The sequence below is a fragment of the Streptomyces sp. NPDC030995 genome, from assembly GCF_055571215.1.
In genome coordinates, this window is record NZ_JBVIFS010000052.1 from 1 (window position 1) to 23,074 (window position 23,074).

23 protein-coding genes and 1 pseudogene are annotated in these 23,074 nt (G+C 70.4%); 11 read left to right on the forward strand and 13 right to left on the reverse strand.

Features of this window, described 5'->3' with window-relative positions; translation table 11 throughout:
* Window positions 1-137: 137 nt before the first annotated feature.
* Window positions 138-2,591, forward strand: a pseudogene (locus ACZ45T_RS37035) (bifunctional FO biosynthesis protein CofGH); the annotation flags it as partial.
* 75 nt (window positions 2,592-2,666) lie between these two features.
* On the opposite strand, the gene ACZ45T_RS37040 reads toward ACZ45T_RS37035, so the two are convergent.
* From ACZ45T_RS37040 to ACZ45T_RS37050, 3 genes are all read right to left on the reverse strand, one after another.
* Window positions 2,667-3,761: a tyrosine-protein phosphatase gene (locus tag ACZ45T_RS37040; protein WP_468448552.1), complete on the reverse strand. Its 1,095-nt coding sequence runs from the start codon at window positions 3,759-3,761 to the stop codon at window positions 2,667-2,669.
* 335 nt (window positions 3,762-4,096) lie between these two features.
* Window positions 4,097-5,590, reverse strand: coding sequence for a phosphodiester glycosidase family protein (locus ACZ45T_RS37045; protein WP_468448553.1), 1,494 nt, complete (start codon window positions 5,588-5,590; stop codon window positions 4,097-4,099).
* Window positions 5,590-6,324: a peptidase inhibitor family I36 protein gene (locus tag ACZ45T_RS37050; protein WP_468448554.1), complete on the reverse strand. Its 735-nt coding sequence runs from the start codon at window positions 6,322-6,324 to the stop codon at window positions 5,590-5,592. Before ACZ45T_RS37050 ends, ACZ45T_RS37045 begins: the two co-directional genes overlap by 1 nt.
* Window positions 6,325-6,515: 191 nt before the next feature.
* Between ACZ45T_RS37050 and ACZ45T_RS37055 the strand changes: the two genes are divergently transcribed.
* The 4 genes from ACZ45T_RS37055 to ACZ45T_RS37070 all read left to right on the forward strand — a co-directional run bounded on the left by ACZ45T_RS37055 (window position 6,516) and on the right by ACZ45T_RS37070 (window position 9,271).
* A complete protein-coding gene (locus tag ACZ45T_RS37055) occupies window positions 6,516-7,706 on the forward strand; it encodes an ADP-ribosylglycohydrolase family protein (RefSeq protein ID WP_468448555.1) in 1,191 nt (396 codons plus the stop codon).
* 93 nt (window positions 7,707-7,799) lie between these two features.
* On the forward strand, window positions 7,800-8,660 hold the full coding sequence (locus tag ACZ45T_RS37060; protein ID WP_468448556.1) for a TIGR03619 family F420-dependent LLM class oxidoreductase: 861 nt from the start codon (window positions 7,800-7,802) through the stop codon (window positions 8,658-8,660).
* 47 nt (window positions 8,661-8,707) lie between these two features.
* Entirely contained in the window at window positions 8,708-8,989 is a 282-nt protein-coding gene (locus ACZ45T_RS37065; protein WP_468448557.1) for a type II toxin-antitoxin system Phd/YefM family antitoxin, read from the forward strand.
* 3 nt (window positions 8,990-8,992) lie between these two features.
* Window positions 8,993-9,271 carry a type II toxin-antitoxin system RelE family toxin gene (locus ACZ45T_RS37070; RefSeq protein WP_468448558.1) on the forward strand — a complete coding sequence of 93 codons (279 nt, stop codon included), beginning with the start codon at window positions 8,993-8,995 and terminating at the stop codon, window positions 9,269-9,271.
* Window positions 9,272-9,386: 115 nt separating this feature from the next.
* Here the strand turns inward: ACZ45T_RS37070 and ACZ45T_RS37075 are convergent, their stop codons facing one another.
* From ACZ45T_RS37075 to ACZ45T_RS37085, 3 genes are all read right to left on the reverse strand, one after another.
* Entirely contained in the window at window positions 9,387-9,917 is a 531-nt protein-coding gene (locus ACZ45T_RS37075; protein WP_468448559.1) for a hypothetical protein, read from the reverse strand.
* 4 nt (window positions 9,918-9,921) lie between these two features.
* Window positions 9,922-10,839, reverse strand: coding sequence for a ParA family protein (locus tag ACZ45T_RS37080; protein ID WP_468448560.1), 918 nt, complete (start codon window positions 10,837-10,839; stop codon window positions 9,922-9,924).
* Window positions 10,840-10,966: 127 nt separating this feature from the next.
* Window positions 10,967-11,428 carry an ATP-binding protein gene (locus ACZ45T_RS37085; RefSeq protein ID WP_468448561.1) on the reverse strand — a complete coding sequence of 154 codons (462 nt, stop codon included), beginning with the start codon at window positions 11,426-11,428 and terminating at the stop codon, window positions 10,967-10,969.
* Between the two features lie 129 nt (window positions 11,429-11,557).
* Between ACZ45T_RS37085 and ACZ45T_RS37090 the strand changes: the two genes are divergently transcribed.
* Window positions 11,558-12,394 carry a helix-turn-helix domain-containing protein gene (locus ACZ45T_RS37090; protein ID WP_468448562.1) on the forward strand — a complete coding sequence of 279 codons (837 nt, stop codon included), beginning with the start codon at window positions 11,558-11,560 and terminating at the stop codon, window positions 12,392-12,394.
* A complete protein-coding gene (locus ACZ45T_RS37095; protein ID WP_468448563.1) occupies window positions 12,391-12,639 on the forward strand; it encodes a DUF397 domain-containing protein in 249 nt (82 codons plus the stop codon). The genes ACZ45T_RS37090 and ACZ45T_RS37095 overlap by 4 nt, the downstream gene beginning before the upstream one ends.
* A 1-nt stretch (window position 12,640) precedes the next feature.
* Here the strand turns inward: ACZ45T_RS37095 and ACZ45T_RS37100 are convergent, their stop codons facing one another.
* Window positions 12,641-13,249, reverse strand: coding sequence for a flavodoxin family protein (locus tag ACZ45T_RS37100; protein WP_468448564.1), 609 nt, complete (start codon window positions 13,247-13,249; stop codon window positions 12,641-12,643).
* A gap of 99 nt (window positions 13,250-13,348) precedes the next feature.
* Between ACZ45T_RS37100 and ACZ45T_RS37105 the strand changes: the two genes are divergently transcribed.
* Window positions 13,349-13,747 (forward strand): VOC family protein, encoded by a 399-nt coding sequence (locus ACZ45T_RS37105; protein ID WP_468448565.1) that lies wholly within the window; start codon window positions 13,349-13,351, stop codon window positions 13,745-13,747.
* On the opposite strand, the gene ACZ45T_RS37110 is transcribed toward ACZ45T_RS37105, so the two are convergent.
* Window positions 13,711-14,142 (reverse strand): winged helix-turn-helix transcriptional regulator, encoded by a 432-nt coding sequence (locus tag ACZ45T_RS37110; protein WP_468448566.1) that lies wholly within the window; start codon window positions 14,140-14,142, stop codon window positions 13,711-13,713. The two genes, ACZ45T_RS37105 and ACZ45T_RS37110, sit on opposite strands and share 37 nt — an antisense overlap.
* A gap of 59 nt (window positions 14,143-14,201) precedes the next feature.
* Here ACZ45T_RS37110 and ACZ45T_RS37115 point away from each other — a divergent pair, with 59 nt between their 5' ends.
* Entirely contained in the window at window positions 14,202-14,828 is a 627-nt protein-coding gene (locus ACZ45T_RS37115) for an NAD(P)-dependent oxidoreductase (RefSeq protein WP_468448567.1), read from the forward strand.
* Entirely contained in the window at window positions 14,825-15,364 is a 540-nt protein-coding gene (locus tag ACZ45T_RS37120; RefSeq protein WP_468448568.1) for a nitroreductase family deazaflavin-dependent oxidoreductase, read from the forward strand. The genes ACZ45T_RS37115 and ACZ45T_RS37120 overlap by 4 nt, the downstream gene beginning before the upstream one ends.
* A gap of 2 nt (window positions 15,365-15,366) precedes the next feature.
* Here the strand turns inward: ACZ45T_RS37120 and ACZ45T_RS37125 are convergent, their stop codons facing one another.
* Together ACZ45T_RS37125 and ACZ45T_RS37130 are read right to left on the reverse strand one after the other, a co-directional pair.
* A complete protein-coding gene (locus ACZ45T_RS37125; protein WP_468448569.1) occupies window positions 15,367-15,633 on the reverse strand; it encodes a hypothetical protein in 267 nt (88 codons plus the stop codon).
* Between the two features lie 141 nt (window positions 15,634-15,774).
* The gene (locus ACZ45T_RS37130; RefSeq protein ID WP_468448570.1) at window positions 15,775-17,334 is read right to left on the reverse strand and encodes an APC family permease; all 1,560 of its coding nucleotides are present in this window, start codon (window positions 17,332-17,334) and stop codon (window positions 15,775-15,777) included.
* 332 nt (window positions 17,335-17,666) lie between these two features.
* Here ACZ45T_RS37130 and ACZ45T_RS37135 point away from each other — a divergent pair, with 332 nt between their 5' ends.
* Entirely contained in the window at window positions 17,667-18,344 is a 678-nt protein-coding gene (locus ACZ45T_RS37135; protein WP_468448571.1) for a hypothetical protein, read from the forward strand.
* Between the two features lie 54 nt (window positions 18,345-18,398).
* Here the strand turns inward: ACZ45T_RS37135 and ACZ45T_RS37140 are convergent, their stop codons facing one another.
* From ACZ45T_RS37140 to ACZ45T_RS37150, 3 genes are all read right to left on the reverse strand, one after another.
* Window positions 18,399-19,877 carry an aldehyde dehydrogenase family protein gene (locus ACZ45T_RS37140; RefSeq protein WP_468448572.1) on the reverse strand — a complete coding sequence of 493 codons (1,479 nt, stop codon included), beginning with the start codon at window positions 19,875-19,877 and terminating at the stop codon, window positions 18,399-18,401.
* Window positions 19,874-21,613, reverse strand: a complete 1,740-nt coding sequence (locus tag ACZ45T_RS37145) for an N-acyl-D-amino-acid deacylase family protein (protein ID WP_468448573.1) — start codon at window positions 21,611-21,613, stop codon at window positions 19,874-19,876. The genes ACZ45T_RS37140 and ACZ45T_RS37145 overlap by 4 nt, the downstream gene beginning before the upstream one ends.
* Window positions 21,614-21,851: 238 nt before the next feature.
* Window positions 21,852-22,973: an LLM class flavin-dependent oxidoreductase gene (locus tag ACZ45T_RS37150; RefSeq protein ID WP_468448574.1), complete on the reverse strand. Its 1,122-nt coding sequence runs from the start codon at window positions 22,971-22,973 to the stop codon at window positions 21,852-21,854.
* Between the last annotated feature and the right edge of the window lie 101 nt (window positions 22,974-23,074).

Consider the following 23,074-nt stretch of genomic DNA (forward strand, 5'->3'; position numbering starts at 1 on the left):
TGACGGAGGACCGGCCGCAGCTCGCGGACGTATGCTACAGGAATGTGTTCCACTCGCTGGACAAACCCCCCCCCCCCCCCCCCCCCCCCCCCTACCCCCCCCCCCCCCCCCTCCCCCCCCCCCCCCCCCCCGAGGCCCTGCGGGACCTCGCCGCGTCCGCCGCCCGCGTAAGGGATTCCGGGCTCGCCGCCGCCGGCCGGCCCGGCGTCATCACGTACTCGCGCAAGGTCTTCATCCCGCTGACTCGCCTGTGCCGCGACAAGTGCCACTACTGCACCTTCGTGACCGTGCCCGGCAAGCTGCGGGGGAGCGGCCACGGCATGTACCTCTCCCCCGACGAGGTCCTCGACATCGCCCGCCAGGGCGCGGCGATGGGCTGCAAGGAAGCGCTCTTCACCCTCGGTGACCGCCCCGAGGACCGCTGGCCCGAGGCCCGCGAGTGGCTCGACGCGCACGGCTACGACGACACCCTCGCCTACGTACGGGCCATGGCCATCCGGGTCCTCGAAGAGACCGGCCTGCTGCCGCACCTCAACCCCGGCGTGCTGTCGTGGTCCGATCTGCAACGGCTGAAGCCCGTCGCGCCCAGCATGGGCATGATGCTGGAGACCACCGCCACCCGCCTGTGGTCCGAGCCCGGCGGCCCCCACCACGGTTCCCCCGACAAGGACCCGGCCGTCCGGCTGCGGGTGCTGGAGGACGCGGGCCGTTCCAACGTCCCCTTCACCACCGGCGTGTTGATCGGGATCGGCGAGTCCTACGAGGAGCGGGCCGAGGCCTTCTTCGAGCTCCGGCGGATCCAGCGCGCCTACCACGGCATCCAGGAGGTCATCGTCCAGAACTTCCGCGCCAAGCCGGACACCGCCATGCGCGGCATGCCGGACGCGGAGCTGGAGGAGCTGGCCGCCGCCATCGCCGTCGCCCGGCACATCCTGGGCCCGAGCGCCCGCATCCAGGCTCCGCCGAACCTGGTGGACGCCGAGTACGCCCTGCTCATCGGCGCGGGCATCGACGACTGGGGCGGGGTCTCGCCGCTGACCCCCGACCACGTCAACCCCGAGCGCCCCTGGCCGCACATCGAGGAGCTGGCCGAGCGCACCGCCGCCGCCGGCTTCGAGCTGCGCGAACGCCTCACCATCTACCCGGAGTTCCTCCAGCGCGGCGAGCCCTGGCTGGACCCCCGGCTGCTGCCGCACGTGCGCGCCCTGGCCGACGCGGAGACCGGGCTCGCGGACGAGGCCGCCACGGTGGAGGGCAGGCCGTGGCAGGAGCCCGACGAGGGCTTCACCGCGTACGGGCGCACCGACCTGCACGCCACCATCGACACCGAGGGCCGCACCGGCGACCGGCGCGACGACTTCGACGAGGTCTACGGCGACTGGGAGGCGCTGCGGGAGGCGGCGGCGCCCGGGATGGTGCCCGAGCGCATCGACACCGACGTGCGCGCCGCACTCGCGCAGGCCGCCGACGATCCCACCGGGCTCACCGACGAGCAGGCGCTCGCGCTGCTGCACGCGGACGGGCCGGCGCTCGACGCGCTGTGCCGGATCGCCGACGACCTGCGCAAGTCGGTCGTGGGCGACGACGTCACGTACATCGTCACGCGGAACATCAACTTCACGAACGTCTGCTACACCGGCTGCCGCTTCTGCGCCTTCGCGCAGCGCCGCACGGACGCCGACGCGTACACGCTCTCCCTCGACCAGGTCGCCGACCGGGCCGCCCAGGCCTGGGACGTCGGCGCGGTCGAGGTGTGCATGCAGGGCGGCATCCACCCGGACCTGCCCGGGACGGCGTACTTCGACATCGCGCGGGCGGTGAAGCAGCGCGTCCCCGGCATGCACGTGCACGCCTTCTCCCCGATGGAGGTCGTCAACGGCGCCACGCGTACGGGGATGTCCGTACGGGACTGGCTGACGGCGGCCAAGGAGGCCGGACTGGACTCCATCCCGGGCACGGCGGCGGAGATCCTGGACGACGAGGTCCGCTGGGTGCTCACCAAGGGCAAGCTCCCGACGGCGGACTGGATCGACGTCGTCACCACGGCGCACGAGCTCGGCATCCGCTCCTCGTCCACGATGATGTACGGGCACGTGGACCAGCCCCGGCACTGGCTCGGCCACTTCCGCACGCTGGCGCGGATCCAACAGCAGACGGGCGGCTTCACGGAGTTCGTGACGCTCCCGTTCATCCACACCAACGCGCCGGTCTACCTGGCGGGCATCGCCCGGCCCGGTCCGACGGTCCGCGACAACCGCGCGGTGACGGCGATGGCCAGGATCCTGCTCCACCCGCACATCACCAACATTCAGACGAGCTGGGTGAAGCTGGGCACGGAGGGCGCCGCCGAGATGCTCCGGTCGGGGGCGAACGACCTGGGCGGAACCTTGATGGAGGAGACCATCTCGCGTATGGCGGGGTCGAGTTACGGCTCGTACAAGTCGGTCCAGGACCTGATCGCGGTCGCCGAGGCGGCCGGGCGGCCCGCGAAGGCCCGTACGACGCTGTACGGGGAGGTGTCGCAGGAGCGGCAGCTGGCGGCCCGCGCCTCGGACGGCCACCTGCCGGAGCTGCTGCCCGTACTGGACTGAGCCCGCATGCTACGAGGAGCAGCCCGGCGGGGGTCCGTCCCGGCCAGGCTGCTCCTCGTGGCTGCTCGGTTCGGGTCAGCCGACGAGCAGATCCTTCTTCAGCTGCTTCAGCTCGCGGCCGTCGACGCCGAGGCCGTCCTTCAGGTAGCGGTCGAAGGAGCCGTACTGCGCCTTGACCTCGTCGTAGCCGGAGTTCAGGTACTCCGGGCGCACGTCGAGCAGCGGCTTGTAGACGGCGGCCTGCGGGGCGGGGAGGTGGGAGAGGATCGCGTCGTTGGCGGCCTTGCGGTAGTCGTTGCTGGCCAGGTAGTCGGCCATCACGGTCTCGCCGGGCACGCCGAGCGCGGTGAGCAGGGCGGCGTTCGCCCAGCCGGTGCGGTCCTTGCCGGCGGTGCAGTGGAAGAGGACGCTGCGGCCGTCGTCCTTCCGGATGCCGGTGAACACCTGGGTGTAGGCCTTCTTGCCGCCCTCCCCGCCGACCATCACCTTCTCGGCGTCGACCATGGCCTTGACCGCCTCGTCGGGCGTCTTGGGCATGGTCTGGAAGGCGGGGGAGCCCGCGAAGACGTCGGCGACGACGTAGGTGGCGCCGGCCGGGACCTTGTCGGCGTCCTTGGTGCGCTCGTCCTGCATGCGCAGGTCGAAGACGGTCTTGACGCGCAGGCGCTCCAGCTTGGCGAGGTCGTCGGCGGTCAGCTTGTCGAGGGCGTCGGAGCGGTATATCTCGCCCATCTTGACCCACTGGCCGTTGGTGGTGCGGTAGCCGCCCGCGTCGCGGAAGTTGCTCGTCCCCGACAGCTTGATCAGCCGGTCGGCCAGGCGCAGGCTGCCGCCGCGCTCGGGCTTGAAGTCGAACCACTGGCGGTCGGCGGCGGGCAGCCCGGTGACCACGGCCCGGCCCTGGGCGCCGCCCTTGGCGACGACCTTGCCGTTCGCCTTGATCTCGACCCGCTTGGTGCCGTGGGCCTTCCAGTTCAGGGTGAAGGAGCCGTCGGCGCCGGCGGTGACGGTGGCCTCGGTGAAGGGGATCGAGGACCGGCTGTTGTTGTTCTGGTGGTGGTGGCCGGACCAGGGGAGGTCCCAGCCTGCGGCGGAGGCGGTGGGGGCCGCGACCAGGGAGGCGGTGAGAGCGGAGGCGACGACGGTCGCGGCGAGCAGTGCCTTCTTCATGCCGCCGACACTGGGCGGCGGCGGGAAACGTCCGATGAACGAGGTGTGGCGGGGACCGGCCGAGTCGAAGGCGAGTGGCAAAACGTGCCATCGGCCAGGTCGGCGGCCGGAAGTGTTCGCTTTCCGGCCGTTCTCCGCTCACCTCCGGGCCGCCCTGCCACGCCTCCGCCGGGGGCCCGACGCCCGGCCGCCACCCGCGACCCTCCGCGCCACCGCCCCGACCGGAGGCACGCCACTCGGCGCGGGCGTGCCGTACGCCGCCGGCGCCCGCGCCGGCGACGGCGACGCCCTCACGGCATCAGGCCCGCCCCCTGTCCGTTCGGAAGGGTGCCCGGCTACGGCACCGGGATGGGGCGACCGCCCTGACCCGCGTACACGGCGTCCGCGACCGCGCGCTCGCCGGCGTCGCCGGCCCCGTCCGTGGTGCCGCTCTGCCGGGTGAATCCCGACATCAGGGTCGTCGTCTCCGTCGGAAGGACGGGCGTCAGCAGGGTCGAGGAGCCGCCGCCGTCGAGGTTGAGGGCGTCGATCACGTTGAGCTCGCCCAGGGACGCGGTGAGCTCCCCGTAAAAGGCACCGTCGAATGAGTACGTGTCACGGGGGCCCGTGATCGTGGCGAGCACGGTACGTCCGTACTGGTCGGTTCCGATGACGGTGCGCGAGGACCTGCAGGTGTCGCCCGCCGCCGCCGTCTTCTTCTTGACCCCGTCCGGCCCGTAGATACGTGAGCACGAGCCGTACTCGATGGTGATTCCCTTTGGGTCGTCCTCCTTGGCCTTGAACTGGTTCACGCCGTTGAAGATGAGCTGCTCGCCGCCGGCGAGGATGTCCACGGACTCGTCCAGGGTGATCAGCCGGTCGAGTCCGGGGACCCCGAGGTCCATGAGCTTCTGGTCCACCTTCAGCGTGGCGCGCTTGGCGTGCTGGTCGGCCAGCCACGCCGTCTCGGCGGTGCCGATCGCCTGGAGGATGCGGTGGCCCTTCGGTACGGTGCGTCCGGCGCGCGACCCGCCCTCGGTGATCAGGCCGTTGGCGTCCAGTACGACCTCGTAACCCAGTTGGTCATCCGAGGCGACGTACGGGTTGAGGTCCCGCTGTGGTGTCGGCCTCGTGTAGCTGTCGGTGAAGAGCACGAACTCCGTCGGGTCCGCATAGGCCGTGTGCTCGTCGCCGCCGTCGTCGGTGTACGACACCGTGGTGTCGCCCGCTTCGCGCGGGCATCCCATGGCAATCCCAGGGTTCCGGTTGATGTCGTCGAGGTCGTACTTGGTCGTGGCGTCCTTGTCGCTCGACACCGACATCACGGTCTTCAGTTTGGTGATGTACGGGATGCCGTACTGGAGGACGGCGCTGTACCGGTTTTTGTTCTCGCTGCAGCTCGCGCCCAGCAGCACGCCGTCACGGGCGGAGGCGCCGAAGCTCTGGATGCCCTCCCCCCCATCGGGCAGGAAGTATCCGCCGTTGGTCCCGGCGATCGGGTCAGGGTCCATGACGTCCAGCTGGGACCGGACGGTCTCCGCGACGCCCGCCGCGGTGCCGTACGTGCTCTCCAGGCGCAAGGGGTGCTTGGCCGGGTCCATCCGCAGGATGTTCAGCTCGCGGGGCTGGGCGCGCGCGGCGGCCTTGTTGGTCTCCTTGTAGCGGAAGTGCTCGACACCCGGGCTGACGACCCGACTGTCGGACTGCGCGGTCCACCCGTTGAGTGCGGGGACGAGCAGCGGTTCCTCGGCGGCGCTCGACGAGCCGGGTACGGCGATCAGCAGCGACGCGCTGAGGCTGACGACGACGGCGGTGACCAGAAAGTGCGGGCGGTGGGTGGATGTGGTCATCAGGAGCAGTCCGGCTTCGTCGAGAGCTTGTGGGAGAGGAAGGTCGTGGGCAGGGTGGTCGTGTCCCCGCTGAGCACGGCGAACGCGCGGTACTGGGTGGTCTCCCCGGGCTGGGTCCAGGTGCCCGTCTGCGTCTCGCCCTTGTAGAAGCAGGCGCGCTGGTTCGTGCGGTTGCGCGTGGAGAGCGCGGGGCCGCCGAGCTCGGTTCCGTACGCGTTGGCGGCATCGGCTGGCGCGTACGCCTTCATCGCGCCGCGGCCGTTGCGCTCCTTGAAGACACAGACCTTGTCGTCCGGGCAGCGTTCGAAGCCCGTGAAGCAGAGGGCCTTGGAGGGCACGAGCTTGTGGGAGCTGACCTTGCCCTGGAGGGTGGTGCTCGTCAGGGAGAGGTTGCCCTTCCAGTTGGGCTTGACGGATTGCACGGTCGAGCCGTACTGGGTGTCCGCGTACAGGCACGCCCAGTACTCGGTGTTGTTGAAGACCGAGACGGTCTTGTCGTCCCAGCCGGTGTAGCTCAGGGTGCCGTGCGTCGGGTCAGTCGACGGCTGGTCCTTGAGGGGCTGGTCGGCCGGGGCCGCACTGGCGCTCGCGCCGTTCTCGGCGCTGTAGAGACACAGCTTTCCGGCGGCGCAGTCGTCGTAGGACGCCGCGCTCGCCGGGAGGGCGAACAGGAGGGAGCACAGGATTGCCAGGGCTCCGGTGATCAAGGAGCCGCGCAAGAGATGAGTCTTCACGTGTCAGAGCTTGGCATGGCGCGATCAGATGTTGATCAAGAATTCACTACCACGTCCCACCTGTCGGGACGAGGGTCCGAACTGCTCGCATTCCGGCCGTTCTTCAGCGACTTACGGGCGGCGTGGTGGACTCCTTCCGGGTCCGATCGAATGTGTCCGTTAAAGTGCAGCGCCAGAACCGGGGGGACGGCATGAATACGACGACTACGACCGCTGCGGGCACCTCTGCCGGCACGACCACCGCACTGTGGGGCCGCGCCCAGCAGCAGGACTTCCGCGGCCGGGTCCGCGGCACCCTCCTCGGTTCCGCCCTCGGCGACGCCCTCGGCGCGCCCCTCGCCGGCCTCTCCCTCGACGCCATCCGCGAGGAACACGGCCCGGCGGGCCTGACCGAGCCCGCCCCCGCCCAGGCGCGGCGCCGCCCCGGCACCGTCACCGCCGCCACCCAGCTCACCCTCTTCACCGTGGACGGGCTGATACGGGCCCACGTACGCCGCGACACCGGCGCCTGGCACCCGCCCACCGACCTCCACCGCGCGTACCTGCGCTGGGCCGCCACCCAGCACGACTGGGGCCCCGACGAGCGCCGCGCGGACAACGGCTGGCTCGCGCAGGAGGAGTGGCTCTACGCCCGCCGCGGCCCCGTACGCGCCTGCCTGACCGGCTTCGCCGACGAAGTCCTCGGCACCCTCGACCAGCCGAAGAACCCCACCGCCCGCGACGCGGCCGCCGCCACCCGCTCGGCCCCCTTCGGGCTGCTCGTCGGCTGGGAGCCCGCCCTCGTCCTCCAGCTCGCCGTCGAATGCGCCGCGCAGAGCCACGGCCACCCCACCGCCTGCCTCTCGGCCGGCGCCCTCGCCGTCATCGTCCACGGCCTGACCCGCGGCGACTCCCTCGACTCCGCCGTCCAGCGCGCCCTCGGCCTGCTGGGCGTCCGCCCCGGCCACCAGCCCGTCACCGACGCCCTCCAGCGCGCCCTGGCGGCCGTCACCCAGGGCGCCCCCGGCCCCGCGGCCGTCGAAGCCCTCTCCCACGGCGGCGCCGGCGACGGCGACAGCGACAGCGGCCACGACGCCGCCGACGCCCTCGCCGTGGCCGTCTACTGCGCCCTGGTCGCCGAGGACGTCCCGCACGGCCTGCGCCTCGCCGTCAACCACGGCGGCGACTCCACCGCCGCCGGCGCCCTGTGCGGGGCCCTGCTCGGCGCCCTGCACGGCGAGACCGCCCTCCCGGCCCCCTGGCTCGCCGAACTCGAAGGCCGCGCCCGCGCCACGCTGCTGGAACTCGCCGACGACTTCGCCCTGGAGATGACCCAGGGCCCGACCCTCCACAGCGCCACGCTCTCGACCCCGGGCTGGCTGGCCCGCTACCCCCGCGGCTGAGCGGGCGACCGACTGCCCTCCTGACGCCCCCTCAACAATCCAACCTCCACCCCGTACCGTGGCCAGTCCCACGTCTCGGAGGTGCCAGCACCCATGCGGATCGCCACGACCATCTTCCTCACCGACCGCACCGTCTCGCCCGTACGCCTCGCCCGCAGCCTCGAAGAGCGCGGCTTCTCCGGCCTCTACCTCCCGGAGCACACCCACATCCCGGTCACCCGCGACACCGCCGCCCCCATGGGCGGCGAACTCCCCGAGATGTACGGGCGCACCCTCGACCCCTTCGTGGCCCTCGGCCAGGCCTCCGCCGTGACGGAACGGCTCCACCTCGGCACCGGCATCACCCTCGTCGCCCAGCACGACCCGATCGGCCTCGCGAAGCAGGTCGCCACCCTCGACCACCTCTGCGGCGGCCGCTTCACCCTCGGCATCGGCTACGGCTGGAACGTCGAGGAGGCCGCCGACCACGGCGTCGACTGGCGCACCCGCCGCGAACTGGTCCGCGACCGCATGGCACTGATGCGCACCCTGTGGGCCCCCGAGCCCGCGGCCTACGTCGGCCACTTCTCCTCCGTCCAGGCGAGCTCCGCCTACCCGAAGCCCGTCCAGGCCCCGCGCGAACTCGCCCCCGGAGCCCCCCTGTACGGCCCCCGCACCATGATCGGCGGCGCGGCCGGCCCCAAGCTCTTCGCCGCCATCGCCGACCATGCCGACGGCTGGCTCCCGATCGGCGGCCGCGGCCTCACCGAGTCCATCCCGGTGCTCCGCCAGGTCTGGGAAACCGCCGGCCGCGACCCGAAGTCCCTCCAGGTGGTCCCGTACGCCGTCCACCCCAACCCCGGGAAACTGAGCCACTACGCCGACCTCGGCATCGAGGAGGTCGTCCTCCAGCTCCCCTCGTCCCCCGAGCCGGAGATCCTCCGCACCCTGGACAACTTCGCCCAGTACCTCTGACGCCCTCAGCCACGGGCCGCTTCATGTACATCTGGTACATTGATTGCATGAGCGAGCCTGTGATCGAGTCCATGGCAGAAGTGCGCAGCCACCTCGCGGACGCCATAGACCGCGCACGCCGCGAAGGCATCCCCACGATCATCACGCGCCGCGGCAAGCAGGAAGCCGTCGTGATCGACATCGACGAGTACCAGCGGCTTCGCCGCCTCGCCGACGACGCCGAGGACGCATGGCTGAACAGGCTGGCCGACGAGGCCGAGAGCGAGGGCATCGAGGGGTCCGTGTCGCTTGAGGAAATGGCCGCCATCCTCCGCGACCAGCAGGCCTGACGGATGGGCTACGTCACTCGGTTCACCCCACACGCACAGCGCGACTTGCTCAAGGTCCCCCGACTTGACGCAGTGCGGATCCTGCACCGGCTCGCCGAACTGCAGAAGGCCCTCACGGCTGGAGACACTGCAGCGTTCGACATCAAAGCCCTGCAAGGTCATGCGTCGCGCTGGCGCCTCCGCATCGGCGACCACCGCGTGGTCTACTCCGTCGAGAACGGCCAGCTGATCATCTGGGTGCTTGCAGTGGGGCACCGGCGCGAGGTGTATCGCGACCGCTGAGGCTGGCCGCCCGCCTGGCCGTCGGGGCGAAATCCCTTCGGCGGAGGGGCCGGATTCGCTGATCACGGACGGCATGCCCGGACAGCGCAGACGCAAGCGAGGCGCGGATTCGCGTCTAGGGCTGGGCCGTCCGAGGGACCCCAGGCGTGGTGGTGCCGGCGGCGACCTCCGTCACCCCCTGCCCCTCCGGCACCTCACGTGCCCTGGACGGCGCGGATGACTCGGCCGCCTTGGGTCCGCTGCCGCCATCCGCGGTCAGATCCCCTTTGATGGCCCCGGACCTCAGCCGGTAGCCAATCGTCGCCTCGACGATCCGCTCCTTCAGCCGGTCGACACGATCGGACCGGGCCACCGGCAGGTCCAGCGCACGCGCCAGCTTCTCCAGTCCGGCCCTGCTCAGGCCCAACTCCTCAAGATGGGCGAGACCTTCCTCGCGGGAGCTCTTGCCGAGAAGCACGGACCGGACATAGTCGGGATCCGGCAACGCGCCCCTTCCGCCCGGCTTCCCCGGACGCGGATGGCGAGTGGTCAGACTGAGTCCGGCCCTGCCTTCCGCCAGATCGGCGACTTCCTGCGGCGTGAGGGTTTTCAGAAACGCGCCCACCCGCTGGAGCACGGCGTGGGAGAGATCGATCGACGGCTCCACGTGACTACCACCCGATCCGACGGCTGAACTCGGTCACCATGTCTTCCAGCTCACCGACCAAGCGCTGTTTGCGGTCCGGCCCCTGGGCCTGCAGTACCAGCGGCTTACCGACCTCGGGAGCATCTGCGAACAGCGTCTTGTCGTCCCTTACGTACGTATCGAACACCGGAACCCCGAGGGCTTTGGTCTGATTGATGTACTGCCGTAGCGCCTGAATGGGCCGCTGCGCATAAAACTGCATCATCGTGAACACGACACCGATCAACGACGGGTCGATCTGACGGTCCGATTCACCGTCGGACTCCTTCGCATAGGCATTGAAGTCGCCCACCAGCTCGGCGAGGCTGCGCTGCAAGTAGTCGATACCCAGGGTTGAAAGATAGTCCGGCCGCGCCGGAATCAGGATGTGGTCGCTGGCGACGATGGCTGTCTTCGTCACGATGTTGAAGTTCGGCGGGCAGTCGATCAGGATCAGGTCGTACTCCTGGAACAAGTCCTCCGCCAGGCCGTCGGCGAGCCGGCGGTGCACACGCAGGTACTTCTTCTGCGTCTGCTTGAGCGTCCCTCCACCCAGTTCCGTGGCCAGCTCCAGGTCCACGTTGATCAACCCCAGGTGGGAGGGGATCAGATGCAGGGCCCCGGCGACGGGCCCGATGTGGGGCGCCCTCAGGATCAGAGAGGAAAGCTCGATGGGCGAGGAATCCTCGGTGAACGAGTCGTACCAGCTCTTGATCGTCCTCTTCGCTTGAAGGTGGGCACCCCAGAAATCCGGCTTCACCAGCGAAAACGTCAGACTCGCCTGCGGATCGAGGTCGATGAGGAGAACCTTCTTCCCCCGATACGCGAGTTCCGCCCCGATGTTCGCGGTGAGCGTGGTCTTACCCACCCCGCCCTTGTAGTTGATGACCGCCACGACCTGCATGAATCCCACCCCTAGCTGACTGCACGGCCACGTTGATACGGCCGGGCGTGCGGGGAGCGTAGCCGATAGGTCACGACTGATTATGAGAAAAGTCCCTTTCAGTCGACATACGGACGAGTAACAGTGATTATCCGCCAGTTGAGAAGAATTCGGCCGGTCGGGCGACATCCGCACGGAGCTCGGCCCAGACCGTCTTGCCGATCAGGCGGTCCACGGCTCCCCAGTCGGTGGCGACGGCGTCGACAATGCGCAGGCCGTAGCCGGACTCCGCCTGGTAGGCGTGCGGCTGCACCGCGGGCCGGCGGTCGTGGCGCGCGTCGGACACCTCCACCCGCAGCACGCCCTCCAGCAGCACCATCCGCAGCTCGAAGTCCCGCCCCGGGACCCGGCCGTGGGCCACGGCGTTCGCGGCGAGCTCGGCCACGAGGAGCCCGGCGTCGGCGGAGAGCGCGGTGGACTCGGGGATGCCCCAGTCGTGCAGCTCGACGAGGGCGAGCTGCCGGGCGAGGCGGGCCCCGCGGCGGGTGGAGCTGAAACGCTGAGTGAACGTGCGTACGAGGGCCTGGGGGTGGCCGGAGGGTGCGTTCATGCAACCAACGTCCCGCCTGGCCAGGCTCGTTCAACAACAAGGGAACTCGTACAAACCAACTGTACGAGTCGCCGCCCTGGACAGTCGCAGTCACCGTGCGTGAACATTCCTGTCTGGGAGGTGACCGCCATGGTGAGTGCCGACAACAGCGGTGACGGCGAGGTCGAACCGGATGACAATCTGCGCAGCTTCGGCGAGACGGTCAAGGCCTCCCGCAAACGCGCCGGCCTGACCCAGGAGCAACTGGCTCCCCTGATCGGATACTCGGTCCAGTACGTCGGCTCCGTGGAGCAGGGCCGCCGTCACCCGTCCCCGAAGTTCATCAACAAGACCGAGTCGGTGCTGGACACCTTCGGTGTCATCGACATCGCGGCGAGGCAGCTGGCGCGGCGGCGCGGGCTCGCGTCCTGGTTCCGGCGGTGGGCGGAGCTGGAGGAGGGGGCCGTCACCCTCAACACGTACGAGTGCCGGTCGATTCCGGGGCTGTTACAGACGGAGTCCTACGCCCGGGCCCTGATCGGTGACGTTCTTCCGCCGCCCACTCCGGAGGAGGTGGAGGCGCGCATCGTGGCCCGCCTGGCCCGGCAGCAACTCCTGACCCGTACTCCGTACACGGTCTTCAGTTTCATCATCGACGAAGCGGTGATCCTGCGGCAGACCGGCGGCCCGGAAGTGACCCGTCAGCTGATCGACCACCTGCTGGAGTGCGCCCAGCTCCCGAACGTCGATCTGCAGATCATGCCGCTGATCAGCCCCGAGCACGCGGGCCTCGGCGGCCCCTTCCGCCTCCTCGAAACCGAGGACCACGAATGGGTGGGATACAGCGAGGGGCAGCAGTCGGGCCGGGTGCTATCTGACCCGAAAGACCTCAGTCTCCTCCATCAGCGGTATGCCAAACTTCGCATCCAGGCCCTCAATCCGGCGGACAGCGCGGGCCTGTTGAAGCGAATGCGAGGATCCCTGTGAACAGCTCCCAGCTCCGGTGGTTCAAGAGCAGTTACAGCAGCGGCGACGGCGACGACTGCGTCGAGGTCGCCCTCTCCTGGCACAAGTCCACGTACAGCGGCAGCGAGGGCGACAGCTGCGTCGAGGTCGCAGCCTGTACGGACGCCGTCCACATCCGGGACTCCAAGGTGACGGCCGGCCCCGAGCTGGCCGTGACCCCCGCCACCTGGGGCGTTTTCCTGGGCGGGGTCACCGCCGGCTGCTGAGCTAGGCCTCGTAGGGGAACCGGGCCGGCGGGGTCTCGCGCTCGAAGAAGGTCTTGGCGCGGACCATCGCCTGCTCGTCGTTCCGTACCTGACCGGGGCGTGAGCCGTTGCCGAGGAGTACGCCGCCGAAGCGCATCCGCATGTAGGCAGCCGTGTGGTTGAGGGTGGTGACCAGCCCGTCGGCGACGACCTCCTCCTCGTGGGCCAGGACGGTGACCCCCCACAGGGTCCGGCCCGCCATCCGCTTCTTGAAGTCCATGCCGGGAACCCCGAGCCAGCCCGACCAGTAGTCGAGGTAGCGCTTGGTGTTCGCGGAGACGGAGTACCAGTACAGGGGCGAGACGAGCACGATGTCGGTGGCCTCCAGCGTGGCCCGCCGCAGCTCCTCCTCAGCCTCCCCGACCGGCCAGGACTCGCTCTCGTGCCGGCCGTCCTGGAAGTCGGGCAGCGTCAGCTTCGCCAGATCCACCCAGCGCTGCGGGATGCCGGAGGGCAACTGCTCGGCGGCGGCGCGGGCCAGGATCTCGGTGTTGCCGTCAGGACGGGAACTGCCCAGGACGAAGAGGAACGAGCGGTCCGCGTCACTGGCCATGTCGGTATCGGTCGTCATGTCATCTCCGGATCTCGGTCGGCGCGTGCCTCGCGTGCAACTCCCGTACCTCACGGCATATTCCGGTCCCCTGGCAGGGTGGGTCGTACGCTGCTGTGCATGATCGATTCACGTACTCATGTCCGCGTCGCCCGGCCCTCCCTCGACCTGGGGGCCGCCGAGCGGTTCTACGTCGACGGGCTCGGGCTGGAGGTGCAGTGGCGCAGCTCCCAGAGCGTGCCCGGTGAGCACGACCTGCTGATGGTCGGGCCCGCCGGGGGCGGCTGGCACTTCGAGCTGACCCGGGACGCCGGGAACCCGATCGCGCCCGCGCCCACCGTCGACGACCTCTTCGTCGTCTACCTCGGCGAGCCGCCGGACGAGGCCCTCGTGCAGCGGCTCGTCGAGCACGGCGGGACGCGCGTGGCCTCCCACAATCCGTACTGGGACGAGTGGGGGGTCACCGTCGAGGACCCCGACGGCTACCGCCTCGTGCTCTGCTCCCGCACCTGGGGCTGACCCACCGCACCCGAAAGCCCGGCCTCCTGGGCGTCGATGAGCTCGTCCCAGTGCTCCCGCGTCCACTCGCACGCAGCGTCCAGCGGGCCCAGGAGGCCGCGGCCCAGCGGGGTGAGGGCGTACGTGACGCGGCGCTCGGGGGTCTCGTACTCCTCCCGTACGACGAAGCCGTCCCGCTCCAGCCCGCGCAGCGACTGCGTCAGGGACTTGGCGGTGATGCCGGGCAGCGGGACCTTGAGTTCCGAGAAGCGGCGGGGGCCGCCCTCCAGGCAGCGCAGGATCAGCGTGGCCCACTTGTCGCCGATCCGGAAGGGGACCAGCGGCGACGGGCAGACGGGGTCGAACATCTCCGGGTCCAACGGTTCCGGCGGCGGTACGGGCTGCGGTTCGCTCATGATCCACACGCTAGGGCGGTATCCGATCGGTAACCACACCCTTTCCTAGGCTCGCCCACATGACGGACAACAGCGAGAAGACGACGAAGACGGCGAAGCTCATCGTGTTCGGGGCCGGCGGCCGCGTCGGCCGGGCCGTCGTCGCCGAAGCACGGGCGCGCGGGTACGAGGTCACCGAGGCGGGCCGGGCCGACGGGGACGTGACCTCCGCGGCGGACGTGGCGCGGCTGGCGGCCGGGCACGACGCAGCGGTGGCCGCGGTGTACGACCCGCAGGCGGCCCCCGGGGTCTTCTTCCCGGCCGCGGCCAAGGCACTGGCGGCGGGACTCCCCGAGGCGGGGGTGCGGCGGCTCGTGGTGGTCGGACTGGCCTCGGTACTGCCCACCACGTCGGGCGCCCTGCTGATGGACACGCCGGGCTATCCGCAGGAGTGGCGGGAGTTCTACGTCGGCCACGCGGCCGGGACCACCGCGCTGCGGGCGCAGGCTCCGGCGGAGCTGGACTGGGTGGCGCTGAGCCCGGCCGGGGACTTCGCCGAGGGCGGTGCGGAGGCGGGCGGCTACACCGCCCCGGTGCCGGCGGATGCCGCGAGCCGGATCACCCACGCGGGCTTCGCCCGAGCCGTGGTGGACGAGGCCGCGGCCCCGACCCTGCACGCCGCGCACGCGGGGGTGGGCCCCGCATGACCACCACAGGCACGACGGCGGCCACCGGGGCGGGCACGACGGCGGCCACCGGGGCAGGCACCGGGGCGGGCACCGGGGCAGGCACGGCGACGGGCACCGGGGCAGGCACGGCGGCCGGCATCGTGACCGACAGCCCGAACGCCTGGGTCGCCGAGCACATCCGCCGCTTCGAGGAGACCGCCGGGCGGCCGCGGCCCGGGATCTCGGACCTGCTGCTGACCACGCGGGGCCGGAGGTCGGGGCAACTGCGCCGCACGGCGCTGGCCTACGTACGCCACGGGGGTGCGTACGTCCTGACGGCGTCCAACGCGGGCGCCGACCGCCACCCGGCGTGGTACCTGAACCTGGCCGCCGACCCGGCCGTCACCCTCCAGGTCGGCGCCGAGACCTTCCCGGCGACCGCCCGCCGCGCCACCCCGGCCGAGGCGGACCGCCTGTGGCCGGTGGTGGTGGCCGCGATGCCCTCGTACGCGGCCTACCGCGAGGCGACGGCCCGCGAGATCCCGCTGGTCCTGGTCATCACCGCCACCCGCTGAGGTCAGTCGACCTTCGGGGTCTTGGGGAGCCCGGACAGGGCCGTACCGGTGCCCTTCGTGGCGGAACCGGCCGCCGCGGCGGTCACGCCCACCGCCGTCTTGGTGTCCTGCACGGTCTGAGCGGGGTGGTCGACGATGTCGAGGACGCGTCCGGCGACCGCCGGCGCCTGGCCGGCCGACCCGTCGGCGTGCGCGGCGACGGGGGTGAGTACGAGGGCGGCGCCACCGGAGACGACCAGGGCGGCAAGGGTGCGCTTCATGGCGTTCATGCCCATTCCAACGACCCCGGCACGCCCCGGGTCACCCCCCGCCCCCGAATACGCCCGCGGCCCCGGATCGAAGGGATCGATCCGGGGCCGCGGGGACGACACAGCAGGAGCAGGAGCGCAGAGGGGGCGCAGGGGGGAAGGTCAGTCCTCGACCACCAGGGCCGGAGTGGACTTCGTCAGGATCTCGCCGCGGAAGAAGGCCGGGCTGCGGCGTTCGGTGACGAACATGATGACCAGGCCGAGGGCCAGCAGGCCGACGCCGATGATGAAGACGCTGCCGACGCCGAGGACGGTGGAGCCGGAGCCGTAGGCCGGGTCCCACATGTCGTAGAGGGTCTTGAAGAAGACCGCGGCCAGCAGTACGCCGCCCAGCGCGGGGAAGACGCCCTTGAAGAGCAGGTCGCGGCCGGAGCGGCGCAGCTCGCCGCGGAAGTACCAGACGCAGGCGAAGGCCGTCAGCGAGTAGTAGAAGCAGATCATCAGGCCGAGCGCGAAGATCGTGTCGGTCAGGACGTTCTCGCTGAGCAGGGTCATCACCGTGTAGAAGACGCCGGTGGCGACGCCCGCCATGACGGTGGCGCGGCCCGGGGTCTTGAACTTCGGGTGGACCTTGGCGTACGAGGCCGGCAGGGCCTCGTACGTCGACATGGCGAGGACGGTTCGGGCCACCGGGATGAAGGTGGTCTGCAGCGACGCGGCGGCGGAGGCCAGGACGGCGACGAAGAGCAGGACGCCGAGCATCGGGCCCATCACCGGGCCGGCGAGGGCCGCGAAGACGTTGTCGGAGGTCTCCTCGTTGGCCAGGCCGAGGCCTTCGCCGCCCGAGCCGACGGCCATCTGGGCGGCGACGCCGGTGGCGAGGTACGAGCCGACCAGGACGACCATCGCGATGAGCGAGGCGCGGCCGGGGGTCTTCGAGGAGCCGGTGGTCTCCTCGTTGGTGGCCAGGCACGCGTCCCAGCCCCAGTACATGAAGATCGAGAGCGAGAGTCCGGCGGTGAAGGCCGCCATGGACTCGACCGCGAAGGGGTTCATCCAGGACCAGGAGAAGTCCAGGCCGGTGTCGAAGGTGCCGGCGGAGGCCTTCTGGAAGGCCATCGCGACGAAGATGGCGAGCACGACGAGCTGGAGGCCGACCAGCGCGTACTGGACGCCCTTGGTGGCGGTCATGCCGCGGTAGCTGATGGCGGTCGCGATGGCGATCAGGGTCAGGCAGGTGGTGATGTGGACGAGCTTGTTGTCGTCCAGGGCCGCGATCGACGGATTGTTCGTGATCTCGCCGGCCAGCAGCCAGAAGTAGGAGGTGGCGACGCCTGCGAGGTTGGAGAGCACGATGATCGTGGCGATCACCAGGCCCCAGCCGCACATCCAGCCGATCCGCGGGCCGAAAGCCTTGACGGTCCAGGTGAAGGAGGTGCCGCAGTCCGGCATGGCCTTGTTGAGCTCGCGGTAGGCGAAGGCGACGAGGAGCATCGGGAGGAAGCCGGCCAGGAAGATCGCCGGCATCTGCATGCCGACCTCACCGGCGGTGGAGCCGAGGGTCGAGGTCAGGCAGTAGACGGGGGCGACGGTGGAGATGCCGATGACGGCACTTCCGACCAGTCCGACCGACCCCTTGCCGAGGCCCTTGCCGCGTACATCGCCCTCGGCGACGCCGTTTACCGTGTCTCCGGCCTGGGGCCGAACGTCCAGCTGAGTCATGTGTCAGGACGTTAGATGGTGCGTATTCCACATCTGGAGGATTGACGTCCGGAATCGTGGATCCCCAAATGCCTTCGAATTCCGAGACGGAGGCAGTTCATGAGCGCTTAATACAAGGTTCACACGGGCCCGCATCCATGGTTCAACAGGCTCCGGCCCGAAGGTTTCACCATACGGAAACCGCAGCCATGTCCGTTTTGACCGTTTTCAAACTTTCCCTCGTGACTTTGTGGTGACCAGTGGTAACGGCATCGCGGGGCCGGTTTGCCGTGCACATGATCAAGCTCTAGAGTCGCCGCCGTTCAAGGTCATTTACGGGGGAGATAGCGCGCATGCGTACCAAATCACTGCTGGCCTCGGTCGCGGCCGTCACCGCACTGCTCACCCTCACCGCCTGCGGAGGCGAGGGCAGTCCGGCGGTCGTCGGCATCGGCGCCGGGGGCGACACGGGGACCGGAGGCGTCACCGACGGCGGCCCGAACGAGGGCACCCTGGAGAACCCGACGAAGAACGGCGGGGTCAACGGATCCGCTCCCAAGGACGGGACCGCCTTCCAGAAGCTCCCCAAGGCGGCGACCATGGCCGCGGCCGCCCGCTTCGTCAACGGCTACACCAAGTGCGACCCGATCAGTCCGGACCGCGGGAGCGACGGACCGAGCGAGGGCCCGAAGACCGAGTACGGCAAGTCCTACTCCGTCACCGAGGTCGGATACTGCGGCAGGCGGAACGTCACCACCATCTACATGATCAAGGACCCGAAGGTCTTCCAGACGGCCTTCAAGGCCGAGGTCGACGCGAAGAAGGGTGGCGGGAACCCCAACAGCGGCATCGTCATCGGTCAGGACTTCGCCATGGGATCCGAGAGCTCGGACGCCATGAGCGCGCTGCTGAAGCCGCAGGCCGGGCTGCTGATGCTGAACTGCCACCCGGAGTTCAACCCGCCGAGCGGCTTCCGGAAGGAACCCGCCCTGGTCAAGGGCTGTGTCCTGACGGACTACTACAAGGACTGAGGCACGGCGACGGGGCGGGTCATCCCCCGCCCCGCCCCCCGTCCGTCCGTCCCCTCAGCCGGTCCAGACGATCGACTGGACCTCGCTGTAGGCGTGCAGCGCGTACGAGCCCACGTCCCGGCCCACGCCCGAGCGCTTGAAGCCGCCGAACGGGGCCTCCATGTTCCGCCCGATGGTGTTCACGCCGACCCCGCCCGCCCGCAGCCGACGCGCCACACGGAACGCGCGCGCCGAGTCCCCGGACCACACGTAGCTCAGCAGGCCGAAGTCGCTGTCGTTGGCCAGCCGGATCGCCTCCTCCTCGTCCCCGTCGAAGGGGACCACCACGACGACCGGGCCGAAGATCTCCTCGCGGACCACGCGCATGTCGTTCGTGCAGTCCACCAGGAGGGTCGGGGCGGCGTAGAAGCCGCGGCCGTCCCCCACCACCGGGCGCTCGCCGCCGTACGCGATCCGCGCGCCCTCCTTCTTCCCCAGCTCGATGTACGACTCCACGCGGTCCCGGTGCGCCGCCGAGATCACCGGGCCCACCACCGTGCCCCGCTCGGCCGGGTCGCCGACCTTCATGAAGGCCAGGTAGCCGGTGAGCTTCTCGATCAGCCGGTCGTGGACCGCCCGGTGCGCGATCACCCGGGTCGGGGCCGTGCAGATCTGCCCGGAGTAGAAGGAGAAGGTCGTGCCGATCCCCATCACCGCCGCGTCCAGGTCGGCGTCGTCGAAGACGATCGCCGCACCCTTGCCGCCCAGCTCCATCAGCTGCCGCTTCATCGTGCGGCCGCAGACCTCCGCGATGCGCTGGCCGACGCCCGTGGAACCGGTGAAGGACACCATGTCCACGTACGGGGAGTCCACCGCGGCCTCGCCCACCTCCACCGCCTGGCCCGACACCACGTTCACCACGCCCGCCGGCACTCCGGCCTCCGCGAGCGCCTCGGCCATCTTGAACACCGACAGCGGGTCCTGCGGGGCCGGCTTGACCACCACCGTGTTGCCCATGGCCAGGGCCGGGGCCACCTTGCCCGCCGGGTTCGCCCACGGGTTGTTGTACGAGGTGATGCAGGTGACCACGCCGACCGGCTGGCGCACCTCCAGCGCGCCCAGGATGCTCGCCTTCCCCATCGGGCCGGCCTCCGTGACCTGCGGCGGGAGGCCCTTCTCGACGGGTTCCAGGGCCCCGCGCGCATACCGGCGGAAGCGGGTGACGCCGACGCCGACCTGCATGCCGCGGGCGATCCCGGTCGGTGCGCCCGTCTCCGCCTGGGCCAGCGCCGTCCACGGCTCGAACTCCCGCTGCATGATGTCCGCGGCCCGGTCGAGGATCGCCGCCCGCGCCTCGGGGCTCGTACGCGACCAGGCCCCGAAGGCCTCGGCCGCGGCGCGCGCCGCCTCCGCGACCTGCCCGCGCGAGGCCTCGGGCGCGAGCCCGACCACCGACTCGTCCGCCGGGTTGACCACCTCGTAGTGGCCGCCCGCCGGCTCCACCCACTCGCCGCCGATGTAGAGCCTCTGCGCACCCGCACCCGCATCCGTCATCGGGTGCTCACCGTCTTCGTGTCCCGGCCCGACCTGAGCACGATGCCCGGCACGGCCCCCGTCACCTCGTCGTCGCGGATGGTCTCCACGCCGTTGACGCGTACCGAGACGATGCCGATGGCCCGCGCGTCCAGCCGCGGGCTGTCCCCGGGCAGGTCGTGGACCAGCGTCGCCGGGCCGGCCTCGATGCGCTCCGGGTCGAAGAGGACGAGGTCCGCGTGGTAGCCCTCGGCGAGGCGGCCGCGCTCGCGCAGCCCGAACAGCTGGGCCGGGTCGTCCGTGAGCATCCGTACCGCCTGCTCCAGCGGCACGAGCTTGCGCCCGCGCAGGCAGTCCCCCAGGAACCGGGTCGTGTACGGGGCCCCGCACATCCGGTCCAGGTGCGCGCCGGCGTCCGAACCGCCGAGCATGACGTCCTCGTGCTGCCAGGTCTCGGCGCGCAGGGCCCAGCTCGCCGGGTCGTTGTCGGTGGGCATCGGCCACAGGATCGTGCGCAGGTCGTCGTTGGCGCAGATCTCGACGAGGCACTGGAAGGCGTCCTGGCCGCGCTCGGCGGCGATGTCGCCCGCGACGCGGCCGGAGAGGCCCTCGTTCTCCTTGCTGTACGTGTCCCCGATGACGTACCGCCCGAAGTTGGCGAGGCGCCGGAAGACCCCGGCCTCCTTGCTGTCGGCGCGGCGCAGCATCTCGGCCCGTACGCCGGCGTCGCGCAGCTTCTCGATCCGCTCGGGGACGGGCAGGCCGAGGATCTCGCCCCACCCGGGGATGAGGTTGAGCGCGCAGAAGGTGCCGAGGGACATGTTCATGGGGGTGAGGATCGGCATGGTCAGCGCGACGATCCGGCCGCCGGCCTTGCGGGCGCGCTCGCTGGGGATCAGCTGGCGCGGGACCCGCTCGGGGACGGAGGCGTCGATGGTGAGCACGTTCCAGTTGAGGGGGCGTCCGGCGGCGGCGCTCATCTCGACGAAGAGGTCGATCTCCTCGTCCGCGAACTGGTCGAGACAGCCGGCGACGATCGCTTCGAGCTGGGTGCCTTCGTGTTCGGCGACCGCTTGGGAGAGTGCGATCAGCTCTTCCGGCTTGGCGTGCCGGGAGGCGACGGGGGCGCCGGCGCCGTCGGAGTGGGTGGAGGACTGGGTGGTGGACAGGCCCCAGGCGCCGGCGTTCATGGCGTCGTGGAGGAGGTCGAGCATCCGCTGCATCTGCTCGGGGGTGGGCTGTCCGCCGACGGCGTCCTCGCCCATGACGTGGCGGCGCAGGGCGCAGTGGCCGACCATGAAGCCGGCGTTGACGGCGATCCGGCCGTCGAGCGCGTCGAGGTACTCGCCGAAGGTGGACCAGGTCCAGTCGACGCCCTCCTCCAGGGCCTTGAGGGCCATGCCCTCGACCTTGCTCATCATGCGGCGCGTGTAGTCGGCGTCTTCGGGGCGGGCCGGGTTGAGCGGCGCCAGGGTGAAGCCGCAGTTGCCGCCGGCCACGGTGGTCACGCCGTGGTTCATGGAGGGCGTGGCGTAGGGGTCCCAGAAGAGCTGGGCGTCGTAGTGGGTGTGGGGGTCGATGAAGCCGGGGGTGAGGACCAGCCCGGTGGCGTCCTCGCTGGTGCGGGCCTCTTCGGTGACGGTCCCGGGTGCGGCGATGACGGCGATCCGCCCGTCGCGGATTCCGAGGTCTGCGACGCGGGCGGGGGCGCCGGTGCCGTCCACGACGGTCGCGCCCTTGATCAGGTGGTCGAGCATGACGTCCCTTCTCCTTGTGCGTTGCGGTACGCGGGGGCGGCGGCTCGGGCCCGGCCCCGCGCCTCAACGCAGCGGGGCTGAAAGACCTGGGGCTCCGCCCCAGACCCCGCGCCTCAAACGCCGGCGAGGCTGGATCTTTCAGCCCCGCCGGAGGCCAAGGGCCCCGGCCGGTGGCCGCCCGGCCGGGGCCGGTAGGGGACGGCGGTCCGGGAAGACGCCGCCCCGTTCCCCCGCCGGGTCAGACGGCCTGGCGGAAGCGCGTCGTGCGGTGGACCGGGTCCGTGTCGATCGCCGGGATCACGTGCTCGCCGATCAGCTTGATCGTGGTCATCGTGTCCTCGTACGAGATCCCGGTCGGCAGGCCGAACGACAGCTGGTCCGCCCCCGCCTGCTCCCAGCGCTTGCACTGCGCGCGGACCTCCGACGGGTCACCGCAGATCAGCAGCTCCTCCGCGATGAGGAGTTCGATGATCTCCGCGTTGTATTCGGGGAGGGTCTCCGGCCACTGGGGAATCGCCTCCGGCCGCGGGAAGGTGTCGTGGTAGCGGAAGACCAGCGACTGGAAGCGGTTCATGTTCGCGTTGACCGCGATCTCCACCGCCTTCTCGTGCGTCTCCGCGCAGATCGCCGTCGAGGTGACCATGACGTTGTCGTTGACGAAGGCGCCGATGGCCTTCGCCTCCTGGATGGCCGTCTTGTACTGGTCGAGGACCCAGCTCATGTCCGAGACCTTCTGCACGCTGAAGCCCAGCACGCCGAGGCCCTTCTTGGCCGCCATCGCGTACGAGGACGGGGACCCGGCGGCGTACCACATGGCCGGGTGCGCCTTCCCGTACGGCTTGGGGAAGATCTTCCGCGGGGGCAGCGACCAGTGCTTGCCCTGGAACCCCTCGTATTCCTCCTGGAGGAACATCTTGGGGAACTCCGCGATCGTCTCCTCCCAGATCTCCTTGGTGCCGTTCATGTCCTCGATGCCGGGCAGGAAGCCGAGGATCTCGTGGCTGCCCGCGCCGCGGCCGGTGCCGAATTCGAAGCGGCCCTTGGAGAGGTGGTCGAGCATGGTGACCTTCTCGGCCACCTTGACGGGGTGGTTCACCGGGGCCAGCGGGTTGAAGATGCCGGAGCCGAGGTGGATGCGCTCGGTGGCGTGTGCGAGGTACCCGAGGAACACCTCGTTCGCCGACAGGTGCGAGTACTCCTCCAGGAAGTGGTGCTCGGAGGCCCAGGCGTACTTGAAGCCTGACTTGTCCGCCTGGATGACGTACTCGGTCTCCTCGATCAGCGCCTTGTGCTCTGCCTCGGGGTCGACCTTGGACCGCGCCTCAGGCACGTATCCCTGCACAAAGAGCCCGAATTCCAAGGGGGTTCACCGTCCTTTGGTTTCTGACGTTGCGTCAGATTCGATGTCACGACTGTTCCATCGCGAGGGGCGGAGCGTCAATACCTGACGCTCCATCAGAT